This window comes from Bradyrhizobium sp. Ghvi, from assembly GCF_900115265.1.
In the GTDB taxonomy this organism is placed as follows: Bacteria; Pseudomonadota; Alphaproteobacteria; order Rhizobiales; family Xanthobacteraceae; genus Bradyrhizobium.
Window position 1 is genome coordinate 1,300,722 of sequence record NZ_FOVU01000001.1, and the last position, 24,880, is coordinate 1,325,601.

Annotated in this window: 30 protein-coding genes; 8 read left to right on the top strand and 22 right to left on the bottom strand. The window is 64.2% G+C overall.

All coding sequences use genetic code 11. From position 1 onward, the window contains the following. Window positions 1-15 precede the first annotated feature (15 nt). Window positions 16-396 (bottom strand): hypothetical protein, encoded by a 381-nt coding sequence (locus BM374_RS06125; RefSeq protein ID WP_092289893.1) that lies wholly within the window; start codon window positions 394-396, stop codon window positions 16-18. Between the two features lie 156 nt (window positions 397-552). Beyond that, on the bottom strand, window positions 553-1,329 hold the full coding sequence (locus tag BM374_RS06130; RefSeq protein WP_092289894.1) for a hypothetical protein: 777 nt from the start codon (window positions 1,327-1,329) through the stop codon (window positions 553-555). A gap of 116 nt (window positions 1,330-1,445) precedes the next feature. Between BM374_RS06130 and BM374_RS06135 the strand changes: the two genes are divergently transcribed. After that, a complete protein-coding gene (locus BM374_RS06135) occupies window positions 1,446-2,480 on the top strand; it encodes an aspartate-semialdehyde dehydrogenase (protein ID WP_092289895.1) in 1,035 nt (344 codons plus the stop codon). Between the two features lie 68 nt (window positions 2,481-2,548). On the opposite strand, the gene BM374_RS06140 is transcribed toward BM374_RS06135, so the two are convergent. Then, window positions 2,549-3,190 carry a carbonic anhydrase gene (locus BM374_RS06140; protein WP_092289896.1) on the bottom strand — a complete coding sequence of 214 codons (642 nt, stop codon included), beginning with the start codon at window positions 3,188-3,190 and terminating at the stop codon, window positions 2,549-2,551. Between the two features lie 112 nt (window positions 3,191-3,302). On the opposite strand from BM374_RS06140, the gene BM374_RS06145 reads away from it, so the two are divergent. Further along, on the top strand, window positions 3,303-4,184 hold the full coding sequence (locus tag BM374_RS06145; protein ID WP_092289897.1) for an HpcH/HpaI aldolase/citrate lyase family protein: 882 nt from the start codon (window positions 3,303-3,305) through the stop codon (window positions 4,182-4,184). A gap of 4 nt (window positions 4,185-4,188) precedes the next feature. Here BM374_RS06145 and BM374_RS06150 read toward each other — a convergent pair whose 3' ends face one another. From BM374_RS06150 to BM374_RS06180, 7 genes are all read right to left on the bottom strand, one after another. After that, window positions 4,189-4,977, bottom strand: a complete 789-nt coding sequence (locus BM374_RS06150) for a Crp/Fnr family transcriptional regulator (protein ID WP_092290283.1) — start codon at window positions 4,975-4,977, stop codon at window positions 4,189-4,191. 390 nt (window positions 4,978-5,367) lie between these two features. Beyond that, entirely contained in the window at window positions 5,368-5,883 is a 516-nt protein-coding gene (locus BM374_RS06155; RefSeq protein ID WP_092289898.1) for a hypothetical protein, read from the bottom strand. Between the two features lie 144 nt (window positions 5,884-6,027). Continuing rightward, window positions 6,028-6,447, bottom strand: a complete 420-nt coding sequence (locus tag BM374_RS06160; protein ID WP_092289899.1) for a DUF6455 family protein — start codon at window positions 6,445-6,447, stop codon at window positions 6,028-6,030. Between the two features lie 107 nt (window positions 6,448-6,554). Then, window positions 6,555-7,289, bottom strand: a complete 735-nt coding sequence (locus tag BM374_RS06165) for an alpha/beta fold hydrolase (protein ID WP_092289900.1) — start codon at window positions 7,287-7,289, stop codon at window positions 6,555-6,557. Between the two features lie 48 nt (window positions 7,290-7,337). Further along, window positions 7,338-8,123, bottom strand: a complete 786-nt coding sequence (locus tag BM374_RS06170) for a glycosyltransferase family 32 protein (protein WP_092289902.1) — start codon at window positions 8,121-8,123, stop codon at window positions 7,338-7,340. 138 nt (window positions 8,124-8,261) lie between these two features. Then, window positions 8,262-8,867 (bottom strand): 3-isopropylmalate dehydratase small subunit, encoded by a 606-nt coding sequence (leuD, locus tag BM374_RS06175; RefSeq protein WP_061027179.1) that lies wholly within the window; start codon window positions 8,865-8,867, stop codon window positions 8,262-8,264. 115 nt (window positions 8,868-8,982) lie between these two features. Next, on the bottom strand, window positions 8,983-9,552 hold the full coding sequence (locus BM374_RS06180; RefSeq protein ID WP_092289904.1) for a pyridoxamine 5'-phosphate oxidase family protein: 570 nt from the start codon (window positions 9,550-9,552) through the stop codon (window positions 8,983-8,985). A 92-nt stretch (window positions 9,553-9,644) separates the two neighbouring features. Here BM374_RS06180 and BM374_RS06185 point away from each other — a divergent pair, with 92 nt between their 5' ends. Further along, window positions 9,645-10,463 (top strand): helix-turn-helix transcriptional regulator, encoded by an 819-nt coding sequence (locus BM374_RS06185; RefSeq protein WP_177248120.1) that lies wholly within the window; start codon window positions 9,645-9,647, stop codon window positions 10,461-10,463. Here the strand turns inward: BM374_RS06185 and BM374_RS06190 are convergent. Beyond that, window positions 10,451-10,849, bottom strand: coding sequence for a metallopeptidase family protein (locus tag BM374_RS06190; protein ID WP_092289908.1), 399 nt, complete (start codon window positions 10,847-10,849; stop codon window positions 10,451-10,453). The two genes, BM374_RS06185 and BM374_RS06190, sit on opposite strands and share 13 nt — an antisense overlap. Before the next feature lie 156 nt (window positions 10,850-11,005). On the opposite strand from BM374_RS06190, the gene BM374_RS06195 reads away from it, so the two are divergent. Both BM374_RS06195 and BM374_RS06200 read left to right on the top strand, forming a co-directional pair. Then, the gene (locus BM374_RS06195; RefSeq protein WP_177248121.1) at window positions 11,006-11,287 is read left to right on the top strand and encodes a hypothetical protein; all 282 of its coding nucleotides are present in this window, start codon (window positions 11,006-11,008) and stop codon (window positions 11,285-11,287) included. A 33-nt stretch (window positions 11,288-11,320) separates the two neighbouring features. Further along, window positions 11,321-11,581 carry a hypothetical protein gene (locus BM374_RS06200; protein WP_092289909.1) on the top strand — a complete coding sequence of 87 codons (261 nt, stop codon included), beginning with the start codon at window positions 11,321-11,323 and terminating at the stop codon, window positions 11,579-11,581. Window positions 11,582-11,647: 66 nt separating this feature from the next. Here BM374_RS06200 and BM374_RS06205 read toward each other — a convergent pair whose 3' ends face one another. The 7 genes from BM374_RS06205 to ffh all read right to left on the bottom strand — a co-directional run bounded on the left by BM374_RS06205 (window position 11,648) and on the right by ffh (window position 17,462). Further along, a complete protein-coding gene (locus BM374_RS06205; RefSeq protein WP_092289910.1) occupies window positions 11,648-11,857 on the bottom strand; it encodes a hypothetical protein in 210 nt (69 codons plus the stop codon). Window positions 11,858-11,941: 84 nt separating this feature from the next. Continuing rightward, window positions 11,942-13,348: a 3-isopropylmalate dehydratase large subunit gene (leuC, locus tag BM374_RS06210; protein WP_092290287.1), complete on the bottom strand. Its 1,407-nt coding sequence runs from the start codon at window positions 13,346-13,348 to the stop codon at window positions 11,942-11,944. A 319-nt stretch (window positions 13,349-13,667) separates the two neighbouring features. Further along, window positions 13,668-14,048: a 50S ribosomal protein L19 gene (rplS, locus tag BM374_RS06215; RefSeq protein ID WP_092289911.1), complete on the bottom strand. Its 381-nt coding sequence runs from the start codon at window positions 14,046-14,048 to the stop codon at window positions 13,668-13,670. Window positions 14,049-14,158: 110 nt separating this feature from the next. Continuing rightward, window positions 14,159-14,914 carry a tRNA (guanosine(37)-N1)-methyltransferase TrmD gene (gene trmD, locus BM374_RS06220; RefSeq protein ID WP_092289912.1) on the bottom strand — a complete coding sequence of 252 codons (756 nt, stop codon included), beginning with the start codon at window positions 14,912-14,914 and terminating at the stop codon, window positions 14,159-14,161. A 6-nt stretch (window positions 14,915-14,920) separates the two neighbouring features. Next, window positions 14,921-15,475, bottom strand: a complete 555-nt coding sequence (rimM, locus tag BM374_RS06225) for a ribosome maturation factor RimM (RefSeq protein ID WP_092289913.1) — start codon at window positions 15,473-15,475, stop codon at window positions 14,921-14,923. Between the two features lie 9 nt (window positions 15,476-15,484). Then, window positions 15,485-15,817: a 30S ribosomal protein S16 gene (gene rpsP / locus BM374_RS06230; protein ID WP_061850367.1), complete on the bottom strand. Its 333-nt coding sequence runs from the start codon at window positions 15,815-15,817 to the stop codon at window positions 15,485-15,487. Between the two features lie 100 nt (window positions 15,818-15,917). Further along, the gene (gene ffh, locus BM374_RS06235) at window positions 15,918-17,462 is read right to left on the bottom strand and encodes a signal recognition particle protein (protein WP_092289914.1); all 1,545 of its coding nucleotides are present in this window, start codon (window positions 17,460-17,462) and stop codon (window positions 15,918-15,920) included. Between the two features lie 301 nt (window positions 17,463-17,763). Between ffh and BM374_RS06240 the strand changes: the two genes are divergently transcribed. Further along, window positions 17,764-18,750 (top strand): MBL fold metallo-hydrolase, encoded by a 987-nt coding sequence (locus tag BM374_RS06240; protein ID WP_092289915.1) that lies wholly within the window; start codon window positions 17,764-17,766, stop codon window positions 18,748-18,750. Window positions 18,751-18,949: 199 nt separating this feature from the next. On the opposite strand, the gene BM374_RS06245 is transcribed toward BM374_RS06240, so the two are convergent. After that, on the bottom strand, window positions 18,950-19,654 hold the full coding sequence (locus tag BM374_RS06245) for an SIMPL domain-containing protein (RefSeq protein ID WP_177248123.1): 705 nt from the start codon (window positions 19,652-19,654) through the stop codon (window positions 18,950-18,952). A 5-nt stretch (window positions 19,655-19,659) separates the two neighbouring features. Next, the gene (locus tag BM374_RS06250) at window positions 19,660-20,397 is read right to left on the bottom strand and encodes a GyrI-like domain-containing protein (protein WP_092289917.1); all 738 of its coding nucleotides are present in this window, start codon (window positions 20,395-20,397) and stop codon (window positions 19,660-19,662) included. A 204-nt stretch (window positions 20,398-20,601) separates the two neighbouring features. Here BM374_RS06250 and dapF point away from each other — a divergent pair, with 204 nt between their 5' ends. Then, window positions 20,602-21,477 carry a diaminopimelate epimerase gene (gene dapF / locus BM374_RS06260; RefSeq protein WP_092289919.1) on the top strand — a complete coding sequence of 292 codons (876 nt, stop codon included), beginning with the start codon at window positions 20,602-20,604 and terminating at the stop codon, window positions 21,475-21,477. Continuing rightward, window positions 21,477-22,730 carry a tRNA (N(6)-L-threonylcarbamoyladenosine(37)-C(2))-methylthiotransferase MtaB gene (gene mtaB, locus BM374_RS06265; RefSeq protein WP_092289921.1) on the top strand — a complete coding sequence of 418 codons (1,254 nt, stop codon included), beginning with the start codon at window positions 21,477-21,479 and terminating at the stop codon, window positions 22,728-22,730. The genes dapF and mtaB overlap by 1 nt, the downstream gene beginning before the upstream one ends. A 179-nt stretch (window positions 22,731-22,909) precedes the next feature. Here mtaB and BM374_RS06270 read toward each other — a convergent pair whose 3' ends face one another. Further along, on the bottom strand, window positions 22,910-24,019 hold the full coding sequence (locus tag BM374_RS06270; protein ID WP_092289923.1) for a DUF2336 domain-containing protein: 1,110 nt from the start codon (window positions 24,017-24,019) through the stop codon (window positions 22,910-22,912). 104 nt (window positions 24,020-24,123) lie between these two features. Then, window positions 24,124-24,825: an RluA family pseudouridine synthase gene (locus BM374_RS06275; RefSeq protein WP_177248149.1), complete on the bottom strand. Its 702-nt coding sequence runs from the start codon at window positions 24,823-24,825 to the stop codon at window positions 24,124-24,126. Window positions 24,826-24,880 lie beyond the last annotated feature (55 nt).

Consider the following 24,880-nt stretch of genomic DNA (forward strand, 5'->3'; position numbering starts at 1 on the left):
CGAAAGATACGCCGTTCAGTACAGCGGGAAATTCTGCGGGTAGCCGCCGACATCGGCCGGGGTCGCCAGCGGCTGGCGATCGATCGGGCGGTTGAGGTTCTCGCGGGCGAAGGACGGATAGCCGACAGCCGGCGGGAAGGCGTAATCGGTGAACTTGCGGTCGCCCGGATTGACCTCGGTGCCGCCGTCGAGCCAGGAGCGCTTGCTCACGTAAATACGGGTGCGGCCTTGTTGATACACGGCGTTGGGACCAGCAGGGCCGTAATAGTGCCGGCCGCGATCGTCAAAGCGCTGCTTGGTCTTGGTGTCGGCCGAGGCCGGCGCCGCGAAGGCCACAGCGACAACAGCGCCAGCCGCAAAGAAGGCCGCCAGTTTGGCAGAGAATTTCGAGCTCATCACGTCCCCTTCAGGCGGCAAGCCGCCACTCGATTTCACCCCATACTACCCCGGCCGGGGGGACCGGAACTAGGTCTATTCAGTCACACCGCGCCGGAATAATGGGGCGCGCCCGCAAAAGTTGCATGGATACCAGCGACTTGGGCTTGATGCGGCCTAGAGCGTGCCGCGCAATTGCGCGTTCGCGGCACCCACCAGCCAGTCCGCCGAGCCCTGCGCGTCGCAGGCGCGGCGCTTCAGCTCCGCATGGGCGAACAATTCGGCGAGCGTCGGCTCGTTGCCTGAGGTCAGCAGCGTCAGCCGGTTCAGCGTGCAGGCGATTGCCGCACGCCTCGCCGGCATCGTGTCGCCCTGGCAGGAGAAGCCGGAGATCTGCAAGCCCGGTTCCTCGTGGCGCTTGAGGTAACCCAGGCAGGCCGTGGTGCCGGATGGCCGGAACAGGGCGACGGGGCCGAATTTGGTCTCGATCAGGCCGGCCTGCTCGAGCGCGGTGGCCGCATCCAGGCCCATCTGGACGGCGAGACCGGCAGCCGCCGGACGCGTGACGTCAAATTCGTAGCCTTCCCGGTAGATCTCGAGCTCCGCCACCGGCCTGTCGGCATCGCCAGCCCAGCGCAGGATGTCGCGCCGGCCGCCCCCGGGGTGCCGGAAGATGGTGTAAGACGCTGTTTTATCGGACGAATCTAGGCGGCTGAGAGCGAACGCCGGGCGCGAGCGGGTGGCCACGGCCCAGCCCGGCTTCCCGGCGGGATCATCGTCGCGCAAATCAGGCAGCTGGCGGAGCCCTGCGAGGGCGAGCATGGCAAACAAAGCCAGCGTCCCCACATAGGCGAACAGGCGCGCCAGCGTGCCGACGACCTCGTCGGCGAAATTGGCGAGCGTCAGGTGGATCTGGGTGGGGCTGACGGCCGGGCCGGCCTCAGGCGACTGCATCCACGGCCTTCAGAGATGGTCCAACGTTGTCTTGAGGCCGGTTCTCGCATAGAAGCGCTGCTCCTCCTGTTTAAGCGTCAGCTTCAGGAACGGGCTTTTTCATCGGAGAGTGAACGATGGGTTACAAAGTCGCAGTCGTCGGCGCGACCGGCAATGTCGGACGGGAAATGCTCAACATCCTGGATGAGCGCAAATTCCCTGCGGACGAGGTCGTGGCCCTGGCGTCGCGCCGCAGCGTCGGCGTCGAGGTCTCCTATGGCGACCGCACCCTGAAGGTCAAAGCGCTCGAGCATTACGATTTCTCCGACGTCGACATCTGCCTGATGTCGGCCGGCGGCTCGGTGTCGAAGGAATGGTCGCCGAAGATCGGCGCCGCCGGCGCCGTCGTGATCGACAATTCCTCGGCCTGGCGCATGGACCCGGACGTGCCGCTGATCGTGCCTGAGGTGAATGCGGCTGCGACCGAAGGGTTCAAGAAGAAGAACATCATCGCCAACCCGAACTGCTCGACCGCGCAGCTCGTGGTCGCGCTGAAGCCGCTGCACGACAAGGCAACGATCAAGCGCGTCGTGGTCTCGACCTATCAATCGGTGTCGGGCGCCGGCAAGGACGCGATGGACGAATTGTTCTCGCAGACCAAGGCCGTCTACACCAATGACGAGCTGATCGCGAAGAAATTCCCCAAGCGCATCGCCTTCAACGTCATCCCCCACATCGACGTCTTCATGGAAGACGGCTTCACCAAGGAGGAGTGGAAGATGATGGCGGAGACCAAGAAGATTCTCGATCCCAAGATCAAGCTCACCGCCACCTGCGTGCGCGTGCCCGTCTTTGTCGGTCACTCCGAGGCCGTCAACATCGAGTTTGAGAATCCCATCACCGCCGACGAAGCGCGCGAGATCCTGCGCAAGGCGCCCGGCTGCCTCGTGATCGACAAGCAGGAGCCCGGCGGCTACGCGACGCCCTATGAAGCCGCCGGCGAGGACGCCACCTATATCAGCCGCATCCGCGAGGACGCGACGGTGGAGAACGGCCTCGTGCTGTGGTGCGTATCCGACAACTTACGCAAGGGCGCAGCGCTGAACGCGATCCAGATCGCGGAAGTCCTGATCAACCGCAAGCTGATCAGCGCGAAGAAGCAGGCGGCCTGAAACGAGCCGAGTGGTGAGTAGCGAATGGCGAATGGATTTTCCATTCGCAACGCGCCATTCGCCACTCCCTATTCGCCATTCGCCTTTTTGAATTCCTTGGTCGCCTTGTCCAGCACGAACAGCGTTCCCTCCGCGACGCCGAAATAGGCGCCGTGCAGCTGCATCTGGCCGTTCTCGACGGCTTTGCGCACGAACGGAAACGTCATGAGATTTTCCAGGCTGCGGAACACCGCGGCCTTCTCGATGCGCTCGACGAATTGCGCCATCGTCTCGTGGTCGCGCTGCTCGACCACTTCGCCGGGCTTGATGAACATCTGCATCCATTTGCCGATGAAATCGCCGGGCGTGAGCGGTTCGATCTTGTCGACGAAGGCGCGGATACCGCCGCACTGGGCGTGGCCGAGCACCACGATGTGCTTCACCTTCAGCACGGTCACCGCATATTCCAGCGCGGCGGAGACGCCATGCGCGTTCTCGTCGGGCTGATAGGTCGGCACCAGATTGGCGATGTTGCGCACGACGAACAATTCGCCCGGGCCGACGTCGAAAATCACCTCGGGTGAGACGCGGCTGTCGCAGCAGCCGATTACCATCACTTCAGGTGACTGCCCCTTCACCGACAGCTCGCGATAGCGGCTTTGCTCGTCGGGGAGCCGCTGGGTGGCGAAGGCTTTGTACCCTTCCAGCAAGGACTTCGGGAATGTGATCATGGCCTATGCCTAATCATATACCGCTGGAGCGAACAAGCCTTTCGAACAGGCAGGCCGGATGCTATCGCCTCCAGGAAATAGCCCGCGTGAGGAAACCGGAAGGACCATCAGCATGACCCGCCCGCGCCGCAGCCATCTGTTCATGCCCGGCTCCAACCCTCGCGCTCTGGAAAAGGCGCGGAACCTCGCCGCCGACGGCCTGATCCTGGACCTCGAAGATTCCGTCGCCCCCGACGCCAAGGCGGCGGCGCGCGACGGCATCGCCGCCGCGATCGCGGCCAGGGGATTTGGCAAGCGCGAGATCCTGATCCGGACCAACGGCTTGGACACGCCGTGGTGGGCTGAAGACATCGCGATGGCCGCCAAGGCATCGCCGGACGGCATCCTGGTTCCAAAAGTTTCAAGCATCGAGGAACTCCAGACCATCGGCCGCGACCTCGCCGGGCTCGGCGCGGCGCCGACGGTGAAGGTCTGGGCGATGATCGAGACTGCGCGGGCCGTGCTGCATGCCGAGGAACTGGCCGAGGCCGGTCGCGATCCCAAATCGCGACTGGCAGGCTTCGTGTTCGGCCCGAACGACATCTCGCGCGAGACGCGGATCAAGATGCTGCCCGGCCGCGCCGCGATGATCCCGATGATCACCCATTGCATCCTGGCAACGCGCGCCGCCGGCCTCGAGATCCTCGATGGCCCTTACAGCGACATTGCCAATTCCGACGGCTTTGCCACCGAATGCGCGCAAGGCCGCGACCTCGGCTTCGACGGTAAGACGCTGATCCATCCCTCGCAGATCGAGGCCTGCAACGCGATCTTCACGCCGCCGGAAGAGGAAGTCGCGCGCGCCCGAAAAATCATCGCGGCGTTCGAGCTGCCGGAGAACGCCTCGCGCGGCGCGATCCGTCTCGACGGCGCGATGGTGGAGCGCCTGCACGCCGACATGGCCAGGCGCACGATCGAGATCGCGGATGCGATCGCGGCGATGGGGAAGGGCTAAGGCATCAACGTGGAAAAGCGCGGTCCGCTGCTCCGCTCCAGGCGGGCATCTTCTGTTCGCCGGGAGCAGGCGGCGATGCGGCCAGTTCCTCGCAATACATCTGGTCGATCGTGCGCTGCATGAGCGCATAGCAATGGCATGCGGCCTTCTCGAGCCGCGCTCGATCGATTTCGACGAACCCGCGTCGGTCAGACGGAACGGCGCCGACCTCGCGCAGCTTGCTCATCGTTAGAGTCACTGTCGTGCGCCGCACCCCGAGCAATTGCGCGAGCGCCTCCTGCGTGACCGGAAGCATGTCATCGGGAACGCGGTCGTGAAGCTGCAGGAGCCAGCGCGCCATGCGGCCATCCACCCGGTGCAGCGCGTTGCAAGCGGCGACATGCTGGAGCTGCAACAAGACCGCGCGGGCATGGACCTGCACGACGTGCCTGATGGCGGCGCTTTGCGCAAAGGCAGCCCGAAATTTGGCGGCGGAAATCAGCGATGCCGTGCCCGCCACGCGAGCAATTGCAGTGACGGATGAAGGCGACGGGCCGAGCACGGAGAATGAGGCCAAGGCGCCTTCCCGCCCCATCAGGGTGGTGGCGACCGTTTGCCCGTCCGGCATATCGAGCATGAAAGCGATTGCGCCGCTATGGGGAAAATAAACCGGGTCGAGCTCTTCGCCCGACCGTACCAGGACGGCATCGGGTTCGAATGAGACCTTCTGGAAATAGGGCGTGAGCAGGCCGAGATCCGCCGCCGGCAACGCCGCCAGTAGCCGATTCCCGACGCCAGCGCGGTGGGCGGTCACGGTGCTTCCGTGTGAACGGGCACCCAACGGACGACGCAATCCAACGATTTCATTCACCATGATGATCGGAGATACGAGATACCAATTGTCGAACCGAATTGATCCAAACAGAGCCATCGGTCGAGATCAAGCACGGACAATTGCGGGCGCCCGCCCCGCAAGCAAAATCTTGCATTCGTATGACTATTCACGATCTCATGGCTCGGCGGAAACGTCTGATCCGCGCTGGCGAATGTTCCGCCTCAGTGCGGCGCGACGTCTACGCGATCGAGCGATTCCAGCCCGCGGCGTTACCGCAATAGCTCTGCTAGTTCTCGACGGCGGTGCCGTCGGGAAGCTCGCGGTCACATCGTGCCTTATCGCTGCACGGCGCGCTCGTCGGCAGAGTGCTCAGTCGCGGTACCGGCAGAACTCGTCGCCATTCTCGTATTCGATGCAGGTCTTCACGCGAGGACGCCGGGGCTCGTCATAGTAGCGACCTTCGCTCCGGTCTCCTGAGCCATATCTGTGGCCGCGATCCATGTCGTCGTCGTCTCGCCGCCAATTCCGGCCCGTGGTCCGATGCTCCTCGTCCTGGTCCATCATGCGACCCATCTGCCGTTGTCGCATACGATCCATGTCCATTGTATCGCGATCACGTTGCCGCGTCGTCCAGTCCCGATTGATGCGCGTGTCTTCCGCGCTGCGGCGATCTCGCTCACGGTGCTCGTCGGACTGCTGCGGCGTGCGCTCCGGCTGAGTTGGTGTGCTCTGAGTTTGGGATGGTCCGGCCTGCAGCGGATTGCCGTTGGGCCCAACCTGGCTCGAAGATTGGTTGGTGTCGGTTGCGCTCTGCTGAGCCAATGCCGTGGCAGGAATCAATGCAGAGGCCACGATGAAGACGATTGCTAGATCTGAGCGACGCATGGTCTCACCTCGCGAGTTTCCTGTGTAACTCGGTGGCTCAGCGTTCGTTCTTAAGAATGGTTCTGATTCGAATCCAGCTGAGGCGAAGGGTCAGATTCGATGACCCTCCGGCATCGATTCGTGGCGCTGACGGCGTCTTCCGCCTCAATGCTGCGCGACGTCGGCGCGGTCGAGGGATTCCAGCGTCGCGGCATTGCCGCAATAGCCGTGGTAGTTCTCCGGGGCGGTGCCGTCGGCAAGGTCGCGGTCGCATTGTGCCTTGTGTTGGCAGAGCGAGCAGACCCGCTCCATGTCGCGCAGCAGAAGCGGTTGCACTTGCCCGAGCCGCTCCGCGCTGATGCCGAGCTGCTCCAGCATTTTCGGCAGCTCGTCGGCGGAATGCTTGCCGTGACGAACCAGCTCCTCGAGATCATCAGGCGCGATCCTGAGATCGTTCGCGATCCGGTCAAAATCGAAACGATCGAGCTGCCGTATCTCGCTCAGCTCGCGGCGATGCTTCAGCCAGCCGGCAAAGGACTCGATGAGATCCTGGACGAGGGGATAGGGCCTGCTTGCGGTGCTCATGGAAAGCTCCCTTCGGACGGCGGAATTGGAGCGAATTAAGCACAATGATGCAGAGGCGCGTTGCGCTGGATCAAACTGGGAATGGAAGCCGCGGCGCCCGCAAAGTCTCAATCGCGCCAGTGCGCGAGCAGAGCCTCGGCAACGGTCTCCGCACGCTCCACGATCTGCCAATGGCCTGCGTCCGCTTCGATGTGAAGCTTGCTGGCATGTCTTGCGGCAAAGCGTTCGGCGACGGACAGCGGCACGTAGGGGTCCAGGGCACCCCAGACCACGAGCCCGCGTTTGGGGAGCCGGTCGAGGCGGTCGACCCAATCCCCTTCGAAACGGAGGCCGTTTGCCGAACGATAAAGCCTGAGGATCGCGCTGCGCATGTGAGGGGTCCAGGCCGACGCTTCCTGTCGCGCCAGTCCGGCCGGGAGCCCGCCTCGGCGAAAACTGCTCTCGATGGCCGGCTTCCCCGACAACGCCATGGCGATCTCCCCCAGCATGGGGGTGTTCCAGATGCGGGCGATCAGGTGACCTCGATATGAGGGATCGATGGCCGCACCGCAGATTGCCCAGGACCGGATCAGCTCCGGACGCAGCGAGGCGGCGCGAAGCGTAAACAGGGCTCCCCAATCATGACCGACCAGATCGACCGGACCGTCTTGCTCGCATCGGCTCTCGAGCAGCTGGGCCAGCCATTGCACGTATTCATCCTTGCTGCAGCCGAACCCGTCCGGGGCTGGTGCGCAGAAGCCAGGCAGGCAGGGGACGCTCACCGGTTCGCCCAGCCTGTCGATCAGAGGCTGCCAGATCGTGGGCGTATCGGGGACACCGTGCAGGAAAATCCGATGGGTCATGAGGTCATGAGCCTCATCTCTCGTGGATCGTAAGCGGCCGCAGGAGCCTCATGCAAACCGCTCCGTCGCCCACGCATAAAGACTCCCCGGGATCGGTTTTTCGCCGCCGCGGCCCTTAGGAGAGATGTGCAGGCCGATGATCTCGGGGTTGGTGACGAGGCCGAGATAGCTGGAGGGATCGAAGAACAGCTTTGGCTCGGCATGCACGGCGTAGAACGACTGCTTCGGCAGCGCGTTGTGCAGTTCGCCGGTGCGGCGCGCGAGCGCCGTGAGCGCGGCCGGGCCGTAGATCGCGACGCGAATATCGGAGAGACGGTTGGAGCCGCCGCGCAGGCGGCGCATCGCGAAGGTGATGCGATGGCGCAGCGACAGCCAGTTCGGCGTCAGCTCCTCTTGCGCCATCAGCTCCTCGAACGCGCGCACGATGCCGTGCTGGGGCGGAAGATAGATCACGGAATTGCCGAGCTGGCGCGGCCGCTCCCAGGCGAAATAGGTTTTTGCCGGATCGATCTCGACGGGTTTGAGCAGCAGCACGTCGGCATCCAGCCAGAGGCCGAGACCCCTCGCCATCAGCTTCATGCGGAAGAAATCGCTGAACTGCAGAATGGTCCAGTCGCGCCAGCTGCCATCAGGCTGCGGCGGTCGCAGTCGTTCGGAGAACGCGTGCGGCAAGATCGCTTCCGCCTCCGCATTCTCGATCCCGGCAGGCAGACCGGGAATGGGGTCGAAGCTGTAGACGGTGACCTTATGGCCGGCCGCCAGCTGCGAGCGCAGACAGGTCTGGCGCAATGCGTCCATCGGGCCATGCCAGAAGGTGACGATCTCGGGCAGCATAGGCGAGCTATAGGGATATCAAGGGCAAAGAAAAAGCCCCGGCGCGCGGCACGCACCGGGGCTCGAACGAAATTCAGAGCATGATCCGGAAAAGTGTGCAGCGGTTTTCCGAAAAGATCATGCTCAAAAGATATGATCTCAGGCCCAGGCGCGCTCGCGCTTGAGCTTCTCTTCATAGGTGTCGATCGAGGCCTTCTTCTCCATGGTGAGACCGATGTCGTCGAGGCCGTTGATCAGGCAGTGCTTGCGGAACGGGTCGATCTCGAACTTGACCGTGCCGCCGTCGGGGCCGCGGATCTCCTGGTTCGGCAGGTCTATCGTCAGCGTCGCGTTGGCACCGCGCTCGGCGTCGTCGAACAGCTTGTCGAGATCTTCCTGCGACACGCGGATCGGCAGAATGCCGTTCTTGAAGCAGTTGTTGTAGAAGATGTCGCCGAACGAGGTCGAGATCACGCAGCGGATGCCGAAGTCGAGCAGCGCCCACGGCGCATGCTCGCGGCTCGAGCCGCAGCCGAAATTATCACCGGCGACCAGCACCTTCGCGTTGCGATAGGCGGGTTGGTTGAGGACGAAATCCGGGTTCTCGCTGCCGTCGTCCTTATAGCGCTGCTCGGAGAAGAGCCCCTTGCCAAGACCGGTGCGCTTGATCGTCTTGAGGTACTGCTTCGGAATGATCATGTCGGTGTCGACATTGATGATCTTCAGCGGCGCCGCGACGCCTTCCAGCGTGGTGAACTTGTCCATGGTTGCGCTTCCCGGGTTGCAGTCAGGGTGGGCTGTTTAGCCCGGTTGGAATACAAATCCTAGGCCGGATTCGGCAATCTTGGTCTGTCAGACCTGATCTGTCAGCGGTGACCTGTCAGATCTGCGGAGCCATGCTGTCGGGGGCAAAGCCGGTCGGCAGCCCGTCGATGCTCTTCACGTTCTTCAGGCCCCAGTACTTGCGTAAGTTGTTGACGCCCTGCGCCGTCCAGTAACGGATGAGGCTGCCGCGCTCCTGCTTGTAGTCGAACAGGGGCACGCCCATACCGCACGATGTCTGCACGAGGTCGACCGAAAGGCGCACGATCTGGCGCGCCCCGGCCATGTCCTCGAACCGAGGGGCAAGATTGGCGTACTCAGGCGTGCCGCGCATGATCGATCGGCCCTGGCCGTACAGTCGCAGGATCATCGGAGGGCCATCGAAGGCGCAAAACATGATGGTCAGCCGCTTGTCGCCGGAGGCGATCAGATGTGCGCGGGTCTCGCTGCCGCTGCCGGTGCAATCGAGATAGGCGACATCGCTGTCTCCGAGCACCCGGAAGGAGGACAGGCCCTTGGGGGACACGTTGATGCGTCCCTTCGGCGGGGCGCTCGCGACGAAGAATATCTTCTGCCGCTCGATGAACGCCTGATGCTCTGGTTCGATCTTCGCGAATTGCTTGCCCATGTCCGTGCGTCCTTTGCGCAGCGCCGCCGCAAAAGCTATCAGGTAAGATATACCCGTTTAAGAGAGTTGTTTATGCTGGTATAAAAACCACCATGAAGGGAACAGATCCGACCGCCCCGGCTCTCTCGCTCAGCGCATTCCTGCGGGCGCTCCGGGAGCGGCAATCTCCGGCAGAATTCGGCCTCGCCGGCGGATCACGACGGCGCACGCCCGGGCTTCGGCGCGAAGAGGTCGCTCAGCTCTGCGGATTGAGCGCCACCTGGTACACCTGGATCGAGCAGGGTCGCGATGTCTCCGTTTCGGCTTCGACCCTTGCGCGCCTCGCACGCGGATTGCGGCTGTCACGGGCCGAGCGCAGCTATCTGTTCGAAGTGGCCGGCAAGCGCGACCCCGAGCGCCCGGGCGGCGGCGATGATCCACCCGAGGCGGTGCTGGCCTGCGTCGATGCGATCGACGGTCCCGCCTACATCCTCGATCGCACATGGAGCGCGCGTCGCTGGAATGCGAAAGCGTCCCGACTGTTTGCGGAGTGGCTCGATGCCGGCGGCGAGACGAACCTGCTACGCTACATCTTTCTCAGGCCTGAGGCCAAAACGCTCATCCTTGACTGGATGGCCCGTGCGCATCGCGTCGTCGCGGAGTTCCGCGCCGCGGTGACGGCCTACTCCGACGATCCGGATATTCGCCGGCTCGTCGACGAGCTGAGAATTGCAAGCCCCGACTTCGCACGCTGCTGGGAGACGCATGGGGTGCTGGCACGCGAAGGTGGCGAACGCGCCTTCAATCATCCGACCATGGGATTGCTGAACTATCAGCAGGTGTCGCTGTCTCTCGCGGGCTGGCCCGATTATCGACTGACGATGCTTCTCCCCGCACCGCGCCTTGACAAATCCGCCTCCTACTCCGCCTGAGCCTCGATATCAGCCATATCGTCGTCCGAGAGGCCGAAATGGTGGCCGATCTCGTGGATCAGGACGTGGCGGACGATATGGCCGAGGCTTTCATCGTGCTCGGCCCAGTAGTCCAGGATCGGCCGGCGGTAGAGCCAGACCATGTTGGGCAGCCGCGCCACGTCGCCAAGGCTCTGCTGGGGCAGGCCGACGCCCTGGAACAGGCCGAGCAGGTCGAACTCGCTCTCGCACTCCATCTCGTCCAGGACCTCCTCGGTCGGGAAGTCGTCGACGCGGATGATCAGGCCTTCGCACAGCCGTCGAAACTCTGCCGGCAGGCGCTCGAAAATGTCGTGCGCCGCCACCTCCATCTCGGCCAGCGAGGGCGCTTTCAGGTTCGTCCACATCGGCTTGTCTTAGCGCGGGTTTCCCGCTGGCGCATCCAGCTTTATAAGCGCGCGAGGTTGACGGGCGCCGCCAAAACGGGGAGCGTGGGCGCTAGGTCGAGGACAGTTCAGGTGGGCGCAAAAATGCGAGCAAGAACAGCGGTAGCTCTACTGTGCATGGGGTTGTTTTCGCAAGTTGCCGTGAGCGCGCAGGCCCAGACAGCCGGTACCGAAGTCCGTATCGCCCAGGCGGTCTCGCCCGACGACGTCCCTCCGCCCCACAGGCGGCCCCAGACCCGTCTGCGCGTTACGCCCTATTACAGTCCTGATGGTGTTTATCCGCGCTACAATCCGGGCCCCGATGCGGTGCGCGAGTGCAATGTCGCCTATGTGCAGGAACACAGGCCGAGCGGCACGGTGATCACGCCGCATATGAGCTGCTACTGGCGCCGCGGCTGATACGCGCTGCCCGATGTTGCAGCGGAGGTCAGCATGACGAGATGGATCGCATTCGCTGTTGTCGTCGCACTTGCGACCGGCCTGTCCCGGGCGTCCGCGACGCAGCGCGTGACCAAGCTGCCCGATGCCTCCGCCGGGCGCGCGGTGTTCGACGGGCGGCGGCATGCGCGATACGACGTTGCGCGGTACACGCCGCGTCCCGATCCGTACTATTACGCGCGGCCGGTCTATTACCGTCCCTATCCCTACCGCGTGCCCGCGCCGTTCGTGTTCGGCTACGGGCCGTTCTGGTGACGCCAGCAACCTCGCTCATTCAGGGCGCGTTCACGCCGCTGTTTCATGGCGCCCTTGGTGCGTGACTCAAAGCCAATCCTTCACATTCCATGACGACGGCTTCCACCGCATCAGCGTCTCGATCTTCCATTTCCGGAACATCGCCGGCGGCCAGCGGCTCAGCTTCGAGCTCTCCTCGACCTCGGGCTTGGCGACGATGCGCAAGCGCGTTGCGCGCCGCCGGTGCTGGCGCGTCGCATCGCTGATCAGGTCGACATATTCAGGCTTGTTGGCCATGACACTGCGTCCTCGCGAGGGCGCAGTGTCGGTGCAGGCGATTAACGGCGGCTTGCCGCATCAGTTACAATTGTCGGGAGCAGCTTAGCGCCAATCCCTGACGTCGACGAAATGGCCCGCGATCGCGGCGGCCGCCGCCATCGCCGGCGATACCAGATGCGTGCGGCCCTTGAAGCCCTGACGGCCCTCGAAATTGCGGTTCGAGGTCGAGGCGCAGCGCTCTTCCGGCTTCAGCTTGTCCGGGTTCATCGCAAGGCACATCGAGCAACCGGGCTCGCGCCATTCGAAGCCGGCCTTGATGAAGATCTTGTCCAGACCTTCGGCCTCGGCCTGCTCCTTCACGATGCCGGAGCCAGGCACGACCATGGCGTTGACATTCGCCGAAACGGTCTTGCCTTCGGCGATCTTCGCAGCGGCGCGCAGATCCTCGATGCGGCCGTTGGTGCAGGAGCCGATGAAGACGCGGTCGAGCTTGATGTCGGTGATCTTCGTCCCCGCCGTCAGACCCATGTACTTCAGGGCCCGATGCTTGGAGATGCGCTTGGCCTCGTCTGCGATCTTATCGGGGTCGGGCACGATGCCGGTCACCGAGATCACGTCCTCAGGGCTGGTACCCCAGGTCACGATCGGCGGCAGCTTGGCCGCATCGAGCCGCAGCTCGTGGTCGAAATGCGCGCCGTCGTCGGAGCGCAGCTTCTCCCAATAGCGCATCGCCGCATCCCAATCCGCGCCCTTCGGCGACTTCGGACGGTCGCGCAGGAAGTCGTACGCCTTCTGGTCGGGCGCGACGAGGCCGGCGCGCGCGCCGCCTTCGATCGACATGTTGCAGACCGTCATGCGGCCTTCCATGCTGAGCGCGCGGATTGCATCGCCGGCATATTCCAGCACGTAGCCGGTACCGCCTGCGGTGCCGATCTCGCCGATGATGGCGAGGATGATGTCCTTGCCGGTCACGCCGTCGGGCAATTTGCCGTCGACGGTGACGCGCATGTTCTTCGCTTTCTTCTGGATCAGCGTCTGCGTCGCCAGCACGTGCTCGACCTCTGATGTGCCGATGCCGTGCGCGAGCGCGCCGAACGCGCCATGCGTCGAGGTGTGGCTGTCACCGCAGACGATGGTGGTGCCGGGCAGCGTGAAGCCCTGCTCGGGGCCGATGACGTGGACGATGCCCTGGCGCTTGTCGAACTCGTTGTAATATTCGATGCCGAACTCTTTGGCGTTCTCGGCCAGCGCCTTGATCTGCTCGATGCTTTCAGGATCGGGATTCGGCTTGGTGCGGTCGGTGGTCGGCACGTTGTGGTCGACGACCGCGAGCGTCTTCTCAGGCGCATGGACCTTGCGTCCCGTGGCGCGCAGGCCTTCGAAGGCCTGTGGCGAGGTCACCTCGTGCACCAGGTGGCGGTCGATATAGAGCAGGCAGGTGCCGTCGTCGGCTTCGTGCACCAGATGGTCGTTCCAGATCTTGTCGTACAGGGTGGTCGGCTTGGACATGAGCGTCAGCTCCAAAGAATGTGTGAAGCGGATGTGCGCGAGTACGCGCGGGCAACAAATCGTCGGCGCAGCTCTCAGGCTGCGCGAATAAGCTCTGACGTTGCCGAGGTCGCGAAGCGTCCGAAAAATCGGCCAGGCAGCCGCGAGCGATCGTCGATGACGATGCGCCGGGGGCTCACGAAGCTGGTCAGATCTGGAAACATTCCAGGAATATATAGCAGGCCGGTTTGGAAGCGCGAGTGGTTTGACGCGCACGGCTGACGCAACAAAAAAGCGCGGGACCTGCCCGCGCTTTCGAAAAATCGCCTCGTGGCGAAGCTTACTCGTTGACGGCCTTGGCGTGCTCGCTCTTCTCCACGATGCGGGCCGACTTGCCGCGCAGGTTGCGGAGATAATAGAGCTTGGCACGACGCACCTTGCCGCGACGCACCACCTTGATCGAGTCGATCATCGGCGACATCACCGGGAACACGCGCTCCACGCCTTCACCGTAAGAGATCTTGCGGACGGTGAAGCTCTCGTTGAGGCCGCCGCCGGAACGGCCGATGCAAACGCCTTCATAGGCCTGCACGCGGGTGCGGTCGCCTTCGACGACCTTCACGTTGACGATCACGGTGTCGCCGGGACCGAATTCCGGAATGTCCTTGCTGGCGGAGAGCTTGTCGAATTGCTCTTTTTCAAGCTGTTGGATCAGGTTCATGGGTAAATCTCCATCGGCGCGCCCAGCCTTCGAAAACGGGGGCCGCGCGAAATTCGTTTATCCAGCCATTGCGGATGTGGGCGCTCCTATAAGGCAAGCCGGAGCGTTTGTCACCCGTCTGTCTTGTTTTTTGGCGTTTTTTGGCGTCCGGGCCGATTCGGGGCTTTGGGCGGGATTTGGGCCCATAAATCCGGCCGCCGGGCCGCCGTCAGGGCTTCGGATTGCGCCCGCCGCCAGGCAGCGACTTTGGCATGGTCGCCGGAGGTCAGGATCTCAGGGATCGGAACCCCCTCGAACAGCTGCGGGCGGGTGTATTGGGGGTATTCGAGCAGGCCGTCGGAAAAGCTCTCCTCGGTCCCCGAGGCTTCCTTGCCCATGACGCCCGGCAGTAGCCGGACGCAGGCGTCGACGAGCGCCATCGCGGCGATTTCGCCCCCCGATAGCACGTAATCCCCGATCGAGAGCTCCTCCAGGCTGCGGCCGTCAATCACCCGCTGGTCGATCCCCTCGAATCGCCCGCAGACGATCAGGGGGCCGGGGCCTTGCGCGAGTTCCATGACGCGCGCCTGGGTCAATGGCCGACCGCGTGGGCTCATCAGCAATCTGGGCCGCTCGGGAGCGATATCAGCGGCATCGATGGCGGCCGCCAGAACGTCCGCCCGCAGCACCATGCCGGGGCCACCGCCCGCCGGAGTGTCATCGACGCTGCGATGACGGTCCGTGGCTGAGGCCCGGATGTCCCGCGCTTCGATCTGCCAGATCCCGGTGGCGAGGGCCCGGCCGGCCAGGCTCACGCCGAGGGGCCCCGGAAACATCTCCGGAAACAGCGTCAGCACCGTCACGTGCCAGGGTGAGGGATTGCTCATTCGATCTCAGTTGCCTTCGCGGGGACGATCCGGGGAGAGATCATCGTCCGCGTCCCTGTCGCCCTCGATCTCCTGCGGCAGCGCGATCACCACGCGGCCGCCCGCAATATCGACCTCAGGCACCACTGCGTTGGAGAACGGCACCAGCATCGTCGCCCCCTTGAGGGGTGCGATCTCGATGATGTCGCCGGCGCCGAAATTATGGATCGCGAGCACGCGACCGAGCGCATCGCCGTCGGTGGTGACGGCGGCGAGCCCGATCAGATCGGCGTGGTAATATTCGTCCTCATCGGTGGCGGGCAGTTTTTCGCGCGCGACGTAGAGTTCGATGCCGTTGAGGCGCTCGGCCTCATCGCGGGTCGCGACGCCTTTGAAGGTCGCGACCAGATGATCCCGGGCTTCGCGGACTTGCGCCAGTTCGAACTGGCGCTTGCCGTCCTTGGAGAGGAGCGGACCGTAGCGCTTCACGGCAAAGGGATCTTCGGTGAAAGTCCACAGTTTGACCGCGCCGCGCACACCATGCGCAGCGCCGATCCGCGCGACGCAGATCAGCGCCGACATGGTCTCGCCTTAGCTCTTCGCAGCCGCTTCGGCCTGCGCCTTGCGCTCCTTGCGCGGCACGGCCTTCTCGGGGTTGTTGCGCGCTTCGCGCTTCTTGACGCCGGCGGCGTCGAGGAAGCGGGACACGCGGTCCGACGGCTGCGCGCCCTTGGCGAGCCAGGCCTTCACCTTGTCCATGTCGAGCTTCAGGCGGGTTTCGTTGTCCTTCGGCAGCAGCGGGTTGAAATAGCCGAGACGCTCGATGAAGCGGCCATCGCGCGGGAAGCGCGAGTCGGCGACGACGACGTGATAGACGGGACGCTTCTTGGTGCCTGCGCGGGCGAGGCGGATAACGACGGACATTCAGTTTCTCCTTGAAAGTGTGGTTTGCAAAGTACGTTTTGTTCGGTTGATTGGTATTCCGCGTCGCGCGAGACCGATGCGATCCCTTGCGACGAATTCCTCATTTCTTCTTGCCCGGGAAACCGCCGAGACCCGGCAGCGTCGGCTTGCCGCTCAGCCCGGTCAGTCCGGGCAGGTTCGGCAGGCCGGTGCGAAGACCGGGCGGCAAATCCTTGGGCAGGCTGGGCAGACCCTGTCCGCCGCCGCCCATCTTTTCCTGAAGCGCTTTCATCTCTTCCGGAGACGGCATCTTCATGCCGCCGCCAAAGCCCATCGCCTGCGCGATGCCGGCGAGCGGACCGCGCTTGCCCGAGCCCATCGCCTTCATCACGTCGGCCATGTTCCGGTGCATCTTCAGCAGCTTGTTGACGTGCTCGACGCTCTGGCCGGACCCTGCGGCGATGCGTTTCTTGCGGCTGGCCTTGAGCAGATCGGGATGACGGCGCTCGTCGCGCGTCATGGAATCGATGATGGCGACCTGGCGCTTCAGGATCTTGTCGTCGATGCCGGCGGCGGCGATCTGATTCTTCATCTTGGAGATGCCGGGCATCATGCCCATCAACCCACTGATGCCGCCCATGTTGGCCATCTGCAGCAGCTGCTCGCGCATGTCATTGAGGTCGAACTGCCCCTTGCGCATGCGCTCGGCGGTACGCGCGGCCTTCTCGGCATCGATATTGGCGGCGGCCTTCTCGACCAGCGACACCACGTCGCCCATACCGAGGATACGGCCGGCGATACGATCAGGATGGAAGTCTTCCAGCGCATCGGTCTTTTCGCCGGTACCGATCAGCTTGATCGGCTTGCCGGTGACCGCGCGCATCGACAGCGCGGCGCCCCCGCGGCCGTCGCCGTCGACGCGGGTCAGCACGATGCCGGTGAGACCGACGCGCTGGTCGAACGAGCGCGCCAGATTCACGGCGTCCTGACCGGTGAGGCTGTCGGCGACCAGCAGCACTTCATGTGGATTGGCCGCGGCTTTGATCGCGGCCGCCTCCGCCATCATCTCTTCGTCGAGCGTGGTGCGGCCGGCAGTGTCGAGCAGCACGATGTCGTAGCCGCCGAGCTTACCGGCTTCCAGCGCGCGCTTGGCAATCTGCGACGGCTGCTGGCCCGCCACGATCGGCAGCGTCGGAATGTCGAGGTCGCGGCCCAGCACGGCCAGCTGCTCCATCGCCGCCGGGCGATAGACGTCGAGCGAGGCCATCAGCACCTTGCGCTTGTCGCGCTGGACGAGGCGGCGGGCGAGCTTGGCGGTGGTGGTCGTCTTGCCCGAGCCTTGCAGACCGACCATCATGATCGGCACCGGCGGCACGGAATTGACGTCGATGGTCTGGCCTTCCGCGCCGAGCGTGTTGATCAGCTCGTCATGGACGATCTTGACCACCATCTGGCCTGGGGTGACCGACTTGACGACGGTGGCGCCGATCGCCTGTTCGCGGACGCGTTCGGTGAAGCTGCGCACGACCTCGAGCGCAACGTCGGCCTCGAGCAGCGCGCGGCGCACCTCGCGCATCGCGGCGTCGACATCCTTTTCGGTCAGCGCACCGCGCCCCGTTAGACGATCGAGAATGCCGCCAAGCCGTTCCGACAGATTGTCGAACAATGAAGTTGTCCTTGTCCTGCTCGCCAGAATGGCGATCTTCCAAACACCTTTGCGCCCGAGGGCGCATCGCGCTGTCGGGCGTTGACCTCTGGCCTCCAGGGCCAGTCGGCGGGTCGAAAAGAAAGCCTTTCCGAGAAAGTAGCGGGGTTAAACGCCGCTCCCGGCCAAAAGTCAAGGAAAGTTAGGGTGCCGGGACGCCTTTGCCGGGCTAAGATCCTGAAAACAGGAGGTTTCCGGTCACGGGTTCCTTTTTCGGTGACCCCGCCCATATAGCCGGTGATGTCTTACCTCACCAGCCTTGATGTCCCGCATGAAAACCTATGACGGTCCCGCCTCCGACCATTTCAATGGCCTGCACTTCTTTGATCCGGACGGCGCGCCGCCAAAATCGCTGCGCGAGGTGCTGCGCTGGCAGTTCAGCGCGCGGGAACGGGCGAAATGGCCGGAATGGGCCCCGAGCCCTCATGCCGACATCCCGCCGGGGCGCGTCGAGGGCGACAAGGTACGGCTCTCCTTCGTCGGCCATGCCAGTTGGCTGATCCAGGCCGGCGGCCTGAACATCCTGGTCGATCCCGTCTGGTCGATGCGGGTCTCGCCGGTGGCCTGGGCTGGGCCGAAGCGGCACAACGACCCCGGCATCGCATTCGAGAACCTGCCTGACATCGACGTCGTGCTGGTGTCGCACGGCCATTACGATCACCTGGATATCGCGACGCTGTCGCGGCTCGCCAAGAACTTCGCCCCGCGTGTGCTGACGCCGCTCGGCAATGACGTGACGATGCGCCGGGCTGACTCCACCATCAAGGCGGAAGCATTCGACTGGCACGATCGGATCGAACTCGGCGGCGGCATTGCGGTGCATCTGGTCCCGACGCGGCACTGGACGGCGCGCAGCCTGTTCGACCGCAACAAGGCGCTGTGGGCGAGCTTCGTGTTGGAGACACCTGCGGGGAAGATCTACGTCGTCTGCGATTCCGGCTATGGCGACGGCACGCATTTTCGTCGTGTCGCCGAGCGGCACGGAGCTTTGCGTCTGGCAATCCTGCCGATCGGCGCTTACGAGCCGCGCTGGTTCATGCGCGACCAGCACATGAATCCGGAAGATGCGGTGAAGGCGCTCGCCGATTGCGGCGCAGAGCGGGCGCTAGGCCATCATCACGGCACGTTTCAGCTGACGGATGAAGCCATCGATGCGCCGGCCAAGGCGCTGGTGGAAGCACTTGACGCGGCGAAGATTCCGCAGGCGCGGTTCGTGGCGATGAAACCGGGGCAAGTGGTGGAGATTTAATCTCCGCCGTTCCAACACATACAGCTCGTTGTCCCGGGCCGCGACGAAGTCGCGAGCCCGGGATGCATAACCAAAGGGAGGAGTTTGACGAAGGCTCGGAGTTACCTGCGTCGAATCATAACCACTCGCTGTGGTTATGGGTCGCCGCCTGCGCGGGGACGACAGCTATGCTTGGAGCGGGCAGTGCTCCTCTCAAGACCTATTGCTCTTTCGCCTTGATCGCCCAGCTCACATTCACCGTCACCGCCAGCGTTTCCTCACCCGGTGCGACGGCCGCGGGCGCGGCCATCGGGGCTGCGGCCATGCGGCCCTTGAACAGCGGCATCGGAGCGCCGCCCTCGGAGACGCTGAGTGGCGCACCCAACGTGACGCCGGTGGCTTTGGCGTAGATCTCGGCCTTGCGCCGCGCATCGGCCACCGCCTGCTCGCGGGCATCGTCGAGCAGTTTCGAGGCCTGCGTGACCTCGAACGAGATGTTGCCGATATCATTCGCGCCGGCGCTGACCAGCGTGTCGATGATGCTAGCGACCGTGGCCACATCGCGAATCTTCACCGTGACGCGGTTGGAGGCGCGGAAGCCGACCACGGGCGAGGCGCCGCTCGAGCGGTTCGGCGCATATTGCGGTTGCAATGACAGCCGCGATGTCTGGTAATCCTTTTCGGGGATGCCGGCGCCCTTCAGTGCCAGCAGCACCTTGCCCATCGCGGCGTTGTTGGTATCGGAGGCTTCCTTCGCCGACTTGGCGTCATTGGCGACGCCGGCATCGATCTGCGCGAGATCGGGCGCGGCCGAGACGGTTGCTTGGCCGCTTACGGTGATGGCGGACGGGAAATCATCGGCAAAGGCAGGCGATGCCAGCAGCGCGGCGGTGAAAAGGGCGGCGATTACGGCAGGCTTCTTCATCGGTCTCACTTCAACGGCACAAAAACATTGATCACGAGCTTGTCCTCGACGGTCTTCAAGGGATCGGTGAGGTACTCCTCGATGAACGTGTCCTTGGCTTCCAGCTTCTTGTCGTCGAGGTGATTGGTGATCGCCTCGTAGGTGTTGTCCATGTTGTCGTAAGAGCCGCGATGGACGAATTTCAGCGCCTTGCCCTCGGGCGACTTGCCGATGCTCATGTCCTTCGGCAGGTTCTTCGGGTCCTGCTCGATCGGGATCTCGGCGAGGAAGGTGAAGCCGGTGTCGTCGGTCGAGGTATAGACGATCATCGGGTTGCCAGATGGCTTGATGCCCTGCTTGTCGAGCAGCGCGTTCAGCGCCTTGAAGGCGTCAATCAGGGTGTCGAAGGCGGTGTCCCAATTGGCAGTGCCCTTGACCATCACGACCTTCTTGGCCTCGAGCGTGGTTTCCTGACCAAAGGGGTCGGCGGTCTGCACCGGGGCAGGGGTGGCGGCCGCTGCGGGCGGCGGCGCCGCCGGGCTCGGTGAGGCGCTGGCCGCAGGCGATGGTGCCGGCGAGGGCGTTGTTGCGGGCGCGGGCGATGCGCTTGCGGCCGGGGAGGGCGCGGCTGACGGGGCCGGCGAGGGGCTTGCCGAGGCTGACGGCGCCGGGCTTGGGCTCTGAGCCAGGGCGCCCGAAAAGCCCAGCGACAAGACCGCTGCCGGGATCAGCGCGGCCAGAGCAAGACGACGAAACCCAATCATTCTATTCTCCCCAAGGCCTTAACGACCAAGGCCCACATCCGGTCGCACATCCCCGGTCGCGCGAACTGCGCCGTTCTAACACGCGAGTGCCAAATTCGTCCCATGACAGATGCGTCATGGCAGTTCATCTCGGCTGCCACAGCCAAATCACTGGCCAAGTCGGCAAGGATCGCCATATAAGGCAGGCGAAATTCGGGAATTTTCATGAGCGCGCTGGCCAACCACGCATTTGCCAAGATGAACGGCATCGGCAACGAGATCGTCGTTGTCGACATGCGCGATTCCGCCGGCCGCATCACGCCTGATGACGCCCGCGCCGTCGCCTCCGCGCATGGCGGCGTGCCCTATGACCAGCTCATGGTGCTGCAGAAGCCGCGGCTCGGCGGCACCGAAGCCTTCATCAGCATCTACAACAATGACGGCTCGGAAGCCGGTGCCTGTGGCAACGGCATGCGCTGCGTCGTGCGCCGGATCTTCGAAAAGAGCGGGCAGACCACCGCGACGTTCGAAACCGCCGCCGGCCTGCTCAATGCCTGGCAGGGTCCGGCGCCCGACCTCTACACCGTCGATATGGGCGCGCCGAAGTTCGGCTGGCAGGACATTCCGCTGGCGGAAGAGTTTCGGGACACCCGCTACATCGAATTGCAGATCGGGCCGATCGACAATCCGATCCTGCATTCGCCCTCCGTGGTCAGCATGGGCAATCCGCACGCGATCTTCTGGGTCGACGACGTCAATGCCTACGATCTCGAACGTTTCGGTCCGCTGCTGGAAAATCATCCGATCTTCCCGGAGCGCGCCAACATCACGCTGGCCCATATCGTTGATCGTGAGCACATCACCATGCGCACCTGGGAGCGCGGCGCCGGGCTGACCAGGGCCTGCGGGTCTGCGGCCTGCGCGACTGCGGTTGCGGCTGCGCGGCTGAAGCGCACCGAGCGCAAGGTCGAGATGACGCTGCCCGGCGGCAAGCTCGGTATCGAATGGCGCGAGCGCGACGATCACGTGTTGATGACGGGAACGGCGACCTTCGAATATGAAGGCAAGTTCGATCCGGCGCTGTTCGCGCCTGCAGGCTAATGGCCGTCGACGTCGTCACCTTCGGCTGCCGCCTCAACGCCTTCGAGGCCGAGGTGATCCGCAGCAAAGCGGAGGATGCGGGCCTCTCCGACACCATCGTCATCAACAGCTGCGCCGTTACCAACGAGGCCGTGGCACAGGCGCGGCAGTCGATCCGCAAATTGAAGCGCGAGCGACCGGAGGTGCGCATCGTCGTCACCGGCTGCGCGGCGCAGACGCAAAGCGCGATGTTCGCCGACATGATCGAGGTCGACCGCGTCGTCGGCAATGACGACAAGATGCGCGGCGATGCCTGGCGCGCGGCGCGCGATGCCTTCGATCTCGGCGCCGGCGCGAAGATCGCCGTCAGCGACATCATGGCTGTCCGGGAGATGGCGCCGCATCTCATCGACGGCTATGCGAGCGGCCTGCCGCGCGTGTTCGTGCAGGTGCAGAACGGCTGCGATCATCGCTGCACCTTCTGCATCATCCCGTTCGGCCGCGGCAATTCGCGCTCGGTGCCGATGGGCGCCGTGGTCGAGCAGGTTCGCACCCTGGTCGAACGTGGTCATGCCGAGATCGTGCTGACCGGCGTGGACCTGACCAGCTACGGCGCTGACCTGCCGGGCGCGCCCAAGCTCGGCATGCTGACCAAGCAGATCTTGCGGCATGTGCCGGAACTGAAGCGGCTGCGCATCTCCTCGATCGATTCGATCGAGGCGGACGCCGATCTGCTCGATGCCATTGCCGACGATATCAGGCTGATGCCGCATCTGCATCTGTCGCTGCAGTCAGGCGACGACATGATCCTGAAGCGCATGAAGCGGCGGCATTCGCGGCAGGATGCAATCGCGTTCTGCGATCGGGTCCGGCACCTGCGCCCAGACATCGTGTTCGGCGCGGACATCATCGCGGGCTTCCCGACCGAGACCGAGGAGATGTTTTCGCGCTCGCTCGATCTGGTCGAGGAGTGCGGCCTGACGTTCCTGCACGTCTTCCCTTATTCGCCGCGCCCCGGCACGCCGGCTGCGAAGATGCCGCAGGTTGCGGGCGGTGCGATCAAGGCGCGCGCGAAGCGGCTGCGTGCGGCTGGCGAGGTCGCGTTGCGGCAACGATTGAACGCAGAGATCGGCGCGACGCGCGAGGTGCTGATCGAGAGCGACGGTCAGGGGCGTACCGAGCATTATCTGCCGGTGGCGATTGCGGGCGAGCGCGTGGGGAGCGTTGTGCCGCGAAGGATAATTGGCAACGATGGCGAGCGGCTGGCCACGTAAGAGCTGCGTCCTTCCTTCTCCCCTTGTGGGAGAAGGTGGCGCGAAGCGCCGGATGAGGGGTTGCTTCCGCGTACTCAAACTGAGGTGTGGACTCGCGGAGAAATACCCCTCACCCGTCTCGCCGCCATGCGGCGAGCCAGCCTCTCCCACAAGGGGCCCACAAGGGGAGAGGGAAAGAACTACGAGGCGCGTACCTGCCAGAACCTGAGCGTGCGTCGTGCATTCTCAGCGGTCATGCGCGCAAAATTGCTTTGCGCTCTCTCGAGATCGGCCGGCTTCATCGCACCCGTCGCAAAACGGCTTTCCAGCACGGCCGCCGTCGTTTCCCAGCTGAGCTGCGCCGCCTTGCACGGCACCAGCAGGCCGTCTTCGCGCAGGCTTTGCATCAGCGGACGAATCACCTCGACGGTCGATCCGGACAGCGCGGCTAATGCGGCCACGGTTTCTTCGTAGCGCCGCTGCCTGGCGAAACCGAGCAGCGTTGCTTCGTTGAGCTGCCCCGTTGCCTTGAGACCTGCGATCGCCCGCTTGGCGCCCTCGAAGTCGCGTACGCCCGACATGTCGCGCTCGATGCCGACGGTCACTGCGGCGATCGCATTCTGGATTTCTTCGAACAGGTCAGGCGGGGCGCGTGACAACAGGCGGGTGCGAACGGCGTCGGTTGCCGAACGTAGCAATCGGCGGCGCAGATCCGACGGAAGGTCAACGCGGATGCCGACGCTTGCCGCGAGCTCGGGATCGCTCTCGGCCTGTCCAACGATGACGGTAAATCCCTTTGCGGACATGCGCGCGCCGGGGTTGGCGGCGAGGCGGCGGCTGACGCTGGGATAGCGGCGCGCCAGCAGCGCGTCGGTGACGATCTCCTTCAGCCACCAGCGACCGGCGACCGCAAGCAGATGAGGCTCGCCCTTGCTGGAGGCGATCTTCACCAGCTCGCCGTCGTCGAGGCGCGCGGATTCCTGCAGTACGGGACCGGCGATGCGAATTTCGTCGTTGTTGGCGAGACGGCGGATCACGGACGGCGGCGCCTGCGCGATCGGCGCGAGCTGGGCGCTGATTTCAGCCAGCGCAATGCGCGCAGCCATATCGGCGATGGCGCGCAGCTCGATGGTGCCGATCAGGCGCTCGAGCACGTCATCGAACAGGGCAATCTGTTCGTCGTTGAAGCTTCCGGCGGAGGAGAGAAACAGGTCGGTGACGCGCCGAGCGGTCTCCAGGCCCTTTTCCGGCGAGCCGGTCCGGATCGCGGACTCGACCTCGTCGATAACAGATAGCGCGGCCGTGGACATGACGCGTTGCTCGTCCTGAGCGGATGACGGAGGCTTGTTCTAAGCAACCGTTAGGATTAGCGACGAGCCCTGAACGTTTGGTAAACCATGGCTTGGAGAGCCCCTTATTCCCCGTTCCAGCCACAAGCGCGGAGCTTCTCGTGCATGTGGGGCGGGGCCGGCGCGACGACGCGGATCGGCTCCTTGTTCCGGGAGATCGGCACCACGATCTCGCGGGAATGCAGATGCAGCTTCGGCTCGCCGAAGCGCGGGCCATTGCCGTAAATATTATCGCCGAAGATCGGCCAGCCGGTCGCGGACGAATGCACCCGCAATTGATGGGTCCGCCCGGTCACCGGTTCCATGGCGAGCCAGGTAAAACCCTCACCCCGGCCCATCACTTTCCAGTTGGTGATCGCCTTCTGCCCTTCCGGGTCCGGCTTCTGCCACCAGCCGCGCTCGGCATTGAGCCGGCCGAGCGGCATGTCGATGGTGCCTTCGTCCTCAGCCGGTCCGCCCTCGACCACGGTCCAGTAGGTCTTGCCGATCTTGCCATGCTTGAAGAGGAGGCCGAGCGAGGCGGTGGCCTTGCGATGGCGGCCGAGCACGAGGCAGCCGGAGGTGTCCTTGTCCAGGCGGTGGGCCAGCACCGGCGGCCGCGGCAGGCCGAACCGGAGCGCGTCGAAGGAATCTTCCAGATTGGGCCCGCCCTTGGGGCCGCGATGCACCGGCAGACCGGCCGGCTTGTTGATGACCAGCATCAAGCCGTCGCGATGGAGCACGCGGCCTAAAATCTCATCTGCGGTCAATTCGGGAACATCGAGCAATTGCAAGACTTTCAGGGTCAAGACTTTCGTTTGGAGGCCGGAACGGCTAACACAC

Coding starts and splice junctions, on each gene's coding strand:
- BM374_RS06125 (WP_092289893.1), bottom strand. CDS start 396: ATGAGCTCGAAATTCTCTGCCAAACTGGCGGCCTTCTTTGCGGCTGGC.
- BM374_RS06130 (WP_092289894.1), bottom strand. CDS start 1,329: ATGCAGTCGCCTGAGGCCGGCCCGGCCGTCAGCCCCACCCAGATCCAC.
- BM374_RS06135 (WP_092289895.1), top strand. CDS start 1,446: ATGGGTTACAAAGTCGCAGTCGTCGGCGCGACCGGCAATGTCGGACGG.
- BM374_RS06140 (WP_092289896.1), bottom strand. CDS start 3,190: ATGATCACATTCCCGAAGTCCTTGCTGGAAGGGTACAAAGCCTTCGCC.
- BM374_RS06145 (WP_092289897.1), top strand. CDS start 3,303: ATGACCCGCCCGCGCCGCAGCCATCTGTTCATGCCCGGCTCCAACCCT.
- BM374_RS06155 (WP_092289898.1), bottom strand. CDS start 5,883: ATGCGTCGCTCAGATCTAGCAATCGTCTTCATCGTGGCCTCTGCATTG.
- BM374_RS06160 (WP_092289899.1), bottom strand. CDS start 6,447: ATGAGCACCGCAAGCAGGCCCTATCCCCTCGTCCAGGATCTCATCGAG.
- BM374_RS06165 (WP_092289900.1), bottom strand. CDS start 7,289: ATGACCCATCGGATTTTCCTGCACGGTGTCCCCGATACGCCCACGATC.
- BM374_RS06170 (WP_092289902.1), bottom strand. CDS start 8,123: ATGCTGCCCGAGATCGTCACCTTCTGGCATGGCCCGATGGACGCATTG.
- leuD (WP_061027179.1), bottom strand. CDS start 8,867: ATGGACAAGTTCACCACGCTGGAAGGCGTCGCGGCGCCGCTGAAGATC.
- BM374_RS06180 (WP_092289904.1), bottom strand. CDS start 9,552: ATGGGCAAGCAATTCGCGAAGATCGAACCAGAGCATCAGGCGTTCATC.
- BM374_RS06185 (WP_177248120.1), top strand. CDS start 9,645: ATGAAGGGAACAGATCCGACCGCCCCGGCTCTCTCGCTCAGCGCATTC.
- BM374_RS06190 (WP_092289908.1), bottom strand. CDS start 10,849: ATGTGGACGAACCTGAAAGCGCCCTCGCTGGCCGAGATGGAGGTGGCG.
- BM374_RS06195 (WP_177248121.1), top strand. CDS start 11,006: ATGGGGTTGTTTTCGCAAGTTGCCGTGAGCGCGCAGGCCCAGACAGCC.
- BM374_RS06200 (WP_092289909.1), top strand. CDS start 11,321: ATGACGAGATGGATCGCATTCGCTGTTGTCGTCGCACTTGCGACCGGC.
- BM374_RS06205 (WP_092289910.1), bottom strand. CDS start 11,857: ATGGCCAACAAGCCTGAATATGTCGACCTGATCAGCGATGCGACGCGC.
- leuC (WP_092290287.1), bottom strand. CDS start 13,348: ATGTCCAAGCCGACCACCCTGTACGACAAGATCTGGAACGACCATCTG.
- rplS (WP_092289911.1), bottom strand. CDS start 14,048: ATGAACCTGATCCAACAGCTTGAAAAAGAGCAATTCGACAAGCTCTCC.
- trmD (WP_092289912.1), bottom strand. CDS start 14,914: ATGAGCAATCCCTCACCCTGGCACGTGACGGTGCTGACGCTGTTTCCG.
- rimM (WP_092289913.1), bottom strand. CDS start 15,475: ATGTCGGCGCTGATCTGCGTCGCGCGGATCGGCGCTGCGCATGGTGTG.
- rpsP (WP_061850367.1), bottom strand. CDS start 15,817: ATGTCCGTCGTTATCCGCCTCGCCCGCGCAGGCACCAAGAAGCGTCCC.
- BM374_RS06240 (WP_092289915.1), top strand. CDS start 17,764: ATGTCCCGCATGAAAACCTATGACGGTCCCGCCTCCGACCATTTCAAT.
- BM374_RS06245 (WP_177248123.1), bottom strand. CDS start 19,654: ATGAAGAAGCCTGCCGTAATCGCCGCCCTTTTCACCGCCGCGCTGCTG.
- BM374_RS06250 (WP_092289917.1), bottom strand. CDS start 20,397: ATGATTGGGTTTCGTCGTCTTGCTCTGGCCGCGCTGATCCCGGCAGCG.
- dapF (WP_092289919.1), top strand. CDS start 20,602: ATGAGCGCGCTGGCCAACCACGCATTTGCCAAGATGAACGGCATCGGC.
- mtaB (WP_092289921.1), top strand. CDS start 21,477: ATGGCCGTCGACGTCGTCACCTTCGGCTGCCGCCTCAACGCCTTCGAG.
- BM374_RS06270 (WP_092289923.1), bottom strand. CDS start 24,019: ATGTCCACGGCCGCGCTATCTGTTATCGACGAGGTCGAGTCCGCGATC.